The following is a 4,662-nucleotide window of genomic DNA, read 5'->3' on the forward strand; positions in this document are numbered from 1 at the left end:
CGCGATACATCGCGTTATGGTGTGCTGCATGTCACTGGTCGCCGGGCGTCCGCGTTCCGGTAAATCTAAACTTTTCCGTAGAAAGTCACCCACCCACGGGGGAGAACTCTCATGCCAGGCGCCATCTACGCCGAAGGCCTGGTCAAGACCTTCGGCGACGTAAGGGCTCTGGACGGCGTCGATCTGGACGTGCCCGAGGGCACGGTGCTCGGCCTGCTCGGGCCGAACGGCGCTGGGAAGACCACGGCGGTCCGCTGCCTGACGACTCTGCTCACACCGGACAGCGGCAAGGCCGTCGTCGCCGGGATCGACGTGCTCAGGCACCCCAACGAAGTGCGGCGCTCGATCGGCCTCTCCGGCCAGTTCGCCGCCGTCGACGAGTATCTGACCGGCCGGGAGAACCTCCAGATGGTCGGCCAGCTCTATCAGATGCGGGCCAAGGAGGCGAAGGTCCGGGCGGCCGAGCTGCTCGACCGGTTCAATCTGTCGGACGCCGCCGACCGGCCCTCCAAGACGTACTCGGGAGGCATGCGCCGCCGCCTCGACCTCGCCGCCGCGCTCGTCGTCTCGCCGCCCGTCATGTTCATGGACGAGCCCACCACGGGCCTCGACCCGCGCAACCGCCAGCAGCTCTGGGAGGTCATCCAGGAGCTCGTCGCGGGCGGCACGACCCTGCTGCTCACGACCCAGTATCTGGAGGAGGCCGACCACCTGGCGCACGACATCTGCGTCATCGACCACGGCCGCGTCATCGCCCGTGGCACCTCCGACCAGCTCAAGGCCACGACCGGCGGCGAGCGCGTCGAGGTCGTGGTGCACGAGCGGGAGCACATCGCCACCGCCTCGGAGGTCCTGCGCGGCTTCGGCAAGGGCGAGGTGGCCGTCGCCGAGCACACCCGCAAGCTGACCGTGCCCGTCACCGGCGGCGCCAAGCTGCTCGCCGAGGTCATCCGCGAGCTGGACGTCAGGGGCATCGAGATAGACGACATCGGGCTGCGCCGCCCGACCCTCGACGACGTCTTCATCTCCCTCACCGGCCACGCCGCCGAGCTGCCGGACGAGGGCGGCACGGAGACCGCGGAGACCAAGACCAAGACCCGCGGTACGTCCCAGCGCGGCAAGGAGGCCGACAAGTGAGCACCGTCACCGACTCCGTGCCCGGCACGGCTCCCCGCCCCGCGGGCGGCATCGGCCAGTCCGTCAGGGACTCCCTGGTCGTCGCCAAGCGCAACCTGATCAGGATGTCCCGCATCCCCGAGATGGTCATCTTCGGCCTCATCCAGCCGATCATGTTCGTGGTGCTGTTCAGCTATGTCTTCGGCGGCTCCATGAAGATCGGCGCGAGCACCGACCCCGAGGTCTACCGGAACTTCCTGATGGCGGGCATCTTCGCGCAGACCGTCACCTTCGCCACGGCGGGCGCCGGGGCCGGTATCGCCGACGACATGCACAAGGGCCTCATCGACCGCTTCCGCTCGCTGCCCATGGCACGCGGCGCGGTCCTCACCGGCCGTACGATCGCCGACCTCGTGCAGACCGCGCTGACCCTGCTCGTCCTCGCGATCGTGGCGCTGCTCGTCGGCTGGCGCGTCCACGAGGGCATCCCCAAGGCGCTGGCCGCCTTCGGCCTGCTGCTCCTGCTCGGCTATGCCTTCACCTGGGTCGGCGCGCTCATCGGCCTCTCGGTCCGCACCCCCGAGGCGGCCACGTCGGGCGGCCTGATCTGGCTCTTCCCGGTCACCTTCATCTCGAACGCCTTCGTGGACTCCAGCCAGATGACGCCCTGGCTGCGGCACGTCGCCGACTGGAACCCCTTCAGCGCGACCGTGCAGGCCTGCCGCGAGCTCTTCGGCAACCCCGGCGTCTCGGACTCCTCGGCCTGGCCCATGCAGCACCCTGTCTGGGCCTCGGTGATCTACTCGGTCCTGATCGTCGTGGCCTTCCGCACGCTGGCCGTGCGCAAGTACCGCTCGGCGACGGCCTGAGACCGGACGGCCTGCGGCCGGACGGTCCGGGAGGACATGACAGGGCCCCGGCGCGTCGCGCGCCGGGGCCCTGTCATGTCTGCGATGCGGCCGTCAGCCCTGGTACGGCTTGGCCTCAAGGATCTTGACCGAGGCGAACTTGCCGTTGGGCAGTTCGTACTGCGCGTTCTCGCCGATCTTCTTGCCGTTCACGCCGGTGCCCAGCGGGGACTGCGGCGAGTACGTCTCGATCTCGTCGCTCGCGTACTCCCGGGAGGCGAGCAGGAAGGTCACCGTGTCGTCCTCGTCGCCGTCGAAGGCGATGGTCACGACCATGCCGGGCGCCACCACGCCGTCGGCGGCCGGAGCCTCACCGACCTTCGCGGTCTCCAGGAGCTGGGTCAGCTGGCGCACGCGGAGCTCCTGCTTGCCCTGCTCCTCCTTGGCCGCGTGGTACCCGCCGTTCTCGCGCAGGTCGCCCTCCTCACGCGCTGCCGCGATCTTCGCCGCGATCTCGGTGCGCGCGGGACCAGACAGGTACTCCAGCTCGGCCCTGAGCTGGTTGTACGCCTCCTGGGTCAGCCAGGTGACGTTCTCGCTGGTCTGGGTCACAGGTGCTCCTCGTAGGTACTGGGAATACAAAGCATCGCCCTACCCAGAAGGATGTTCCCTTACGGGTGGGCGAAACCACGAGCCTAACAATTCAGGCGTGCCAGAGGGAGGACATAAGCCGTCAGAGTTGCGTCAGCGCAGGTGAGAGCCGTAAAGCCGGTATGTCAGTCGGCGTGGCACCCGAGCAGCTCGACGCTGGTGGCCTTGCTTGTCGTACGGAGCGTGACGACCTTGTCGATCCGGTCGGTGCGCTGGTCGAAGCGGAAGTCCGCGCGGCCGACCTCGGCGCCGGACTCGGCCTGCGAGCGCAGCGTGCAGTAGCCCTTGGCGTCGGTGTCCTTGCGCACTTCGAGGTGCGCCTCGACGGATTCGGCCGAAACCACGTCGAATTTGATGACCTCGGCGCTGAGCTTCGTACCGTTGATGTAGTCGTAGCCGAACCAGCCGACCACGCCGAGCAGGACCACGCCGAGCACGGCGCCCACGATCCGCAGCTTGCGGTCGGCGGCCTCGTCCGCGGTGCGGGAGCGGCCGTACCGGTCCGCGGGGATCTCTTCCGGGTGCCCCTCGGGAAGCCCTTCGGGGAGCTTCGAGCCCGCCGCCGCCATGATCGTCCTCCAGGAACAGGGGATGCCGGAATTTTCCGCCCCCCGGTTCCGTCACTATAGAAGCCTCCCGCCCGTCACCCGACCGCCGCCCCGCGAGGACGTGCCCCCGGGACGGCACCGCTTGATCGCGCCGCACGCACTGGGCGCCCAACACCTTGAGGGATCGAAGTCTTGACTGAGCAGCTGCGACTGATGGCCGTGCACGCCCACCCCGACGACGAGTCGAGCAAGGGCGCGGCCACGATGGCCAAGTACGTGTCCGAGGGGGTGGACGTGCTCGTCGTGACGTGCACGGGCGGTGAGCGCGGCGACATCCTCAACCCCAAGCTCCAGGGCGACACCTACATCCAGGAGCACATCCACGAGGTACGCAAGAAGGAGATGGACGAGGCGCGCGAGATCCTCGGCGTCAAGCAGGAGTGGCTCGGCTTCGTCGACTCCGGGCTCCCCGAGGGCGACCCGCTGCCGCCGCTGCCCGAGGGCTGCTTCGCCCTGGAGGACGTGGACAAGGCCGCCGGTGAGCTGGTGCGGCAGATCCGCTCCTTCCGTCCGCAGGTCATCACGACGTACGACGAGAACGGCGGCTATCCGCACCCCGACCACATCATGACCCACAAGATCAGCATGGTGGCGTTCGAGGGCGCGGCGGACGCCGAGAAGTACCCGGAGAGCGAGTTCGGCCCGGTCTACCAGCCGCAGAAGCTCTACTACAACCAGGGCTTCAACCGTCCGCGCACCGAGGCCCTGCACCAGGCGATGCTCGACCGCGGCCTGGAGTCGCCGTACGCGGACTGGCTGAAGCGCTGGGACGAGTTCGAGCGGGTCGAGCGCACGCTGACCACGCACGTTCCCTGCGGTGACTTCTACGAGATCCGTGACCGGGCGCTGATCGCGCACGCCACGCAGATCGACCCCGAGGGCGGCTGGTTCCGGGTGCCGCTCGACCTCCAGCGGGAGGTCTGGCCGACGGAGGAGTACGAGCTCGCGAAGTCGCTCGTCGATACCTCCCTCCCCGAGGACGACCTCTTCGCGGGCATCCGCGACAATGCCTAGCGTGAACGTACATCTGGCAATGACGCATCTCGTCCCTCTTGCCAAGGAGGTCGACGACGACAAGGTGACGCCCGGCGTGCTCGGGTTCATCGTCTTCGCGGTGATGGCCCTTGCCGTCTGGGGCCTCATGAAGTCGATGAACCGCCACATGGGCAAGGTCGACTTCAAGGAGCCGGAGAAGGACGGCGCCGAGCCGGGCGGCGCGGAGCGGGACGACGCGGGGAAGTAGCGCCCCGGGTCAGCTGGGCTGTGGCATGTCCACTCCCATGATTTCGCGGGCGTGCCGGCTCGGCACCATGCCGAGCCGCCAGGCCTGCCAGCCCGCCTCCAGATCGGCGCCGCGCTCCAGGAGGAGCCCGAAGGCCTGGACGTACTCGGTCAGCTTGCCGTCGCGGGTCGGGTGCTCGGTGCGGCCGAGCTGGGAC

Annotated in this window: 7 protein-coding genes; 4 read left to right on the forward strand and 3 right to left on the reverse strand. The window is 68.6% G+C overall.

All coding sequences use genetic code 11. The features are described from left to right. The first annotated feature begins 111 nt into the window (after positions 1–111). Both AB8Z36_RS29565 and AB8Z36_RS29570 read left to right on the forward strand, forming a co-directional pair. The gene (locus AB8Z36_RS29565) at positions 112–1,137 is read left to right on the forward strand and encodes an ATP-binding cassette domain-containing protein (protein ID WP_369216454.1); all 1,026 of its coding nucleotides are present in this window, start codon (positions 112–114) and stop codon (positions 1,135–1,137) included. Continuing rightward, positions 1,134–1,985, forward strand: a complete 852-nt coding sequence (locus AB8Z36_RS29570) for an ABC transporter permease (protein WP_369216455.1) — start codon at positions 1,134–1,136, stop codon at positions 1,983–1,985. Before AB8Z36_RS29565 ends, AB8Z36_RS29570 begins: the two co-directional genes overlap by 4 nt. A 93-nt stretch (positions 1,986–2,078) precedes the next feature. On the opposite strand, the gene greA is transcribed toward AB8Z36_RS29570, so the two are convergent. Then, positions 2,079–2,576, reverse strand: coding sequence for a transcription elongation factor GreA (greA, locus tag AB8Z36_RS29575; protein WP_369216456.1), 498 nt, complete (start codon positions 2,574–2,576; stop codon positions 2,079–2,081). Positions 2,577–2,740: 164 nt separating this feature from the next. Further along, a complete protein-coding gene (locus AB8Z36_RS29580; protein ID WP_369216457.1) occupies positions 2,741–3,184 on the reverse strand; it encodes a DUF4307 domain-containing protein in 444 nt (147 codons plus the stop codon). Between the two features lie 171 nt (positions 3,185–3,355). Here AB8Z36_RS29580 and mca point away from each other — a divergent pair, with 171 nt between their 5' ends. Both mca and AB8Z36_RS29590 read left to right on the forward strand, forming a co-directional pair. After that, positions 3,356–4,237 carry a mycothiol conjugate amidase Mca gene (gene mca, locus AB8Z36_RS29585; RefSeq protein ID WP_369216458.1) on the forward strand — a complete coding sequence of 294 codons (882 nt, stop codon included), beginning with the start codon at positions 3,356–3,358 and terminating at the stop codon, positions 4,235–4,237. A gap of 19 nt (positions 4,238–4,256) precedes the next feature. Further along, the gene (locus AB8Z36_RS29590) at positions 4,257–4,466 is read left to right on the forward strand and encodes a hypothetical protein (protein WP_369216460.1); all 210 of its coding nucleotides are present in this window, start codon (positions 4,257–4,259) and stop codon (positions 4,464–4,466) included. A 9-nt stretch (positions 4,467–4,475) separates the two neighbouring features. On the opposite strand, the gene AB8Z36_RS29595 is transcribed toward AB8Z36_RS29590, so the two are convergent. Continuing rightward, positions 4,476–4,662: hypothetical protein (locus tag AB8Z36_RS29595; protein WP_369216459.1), on the reverse strand; the 187-nt coding region annotated here is incomplete at its 5' end.

Source organism: Streptomyces flavofungini (assembly GCF_041028215.1).
Classification (GTDB): Bacteria; Actinomycetota; Actinomycetes; order Streptomycetales; family Streptomycetaceae; genus Streptomyces; species Streptomyces flavofungini_B.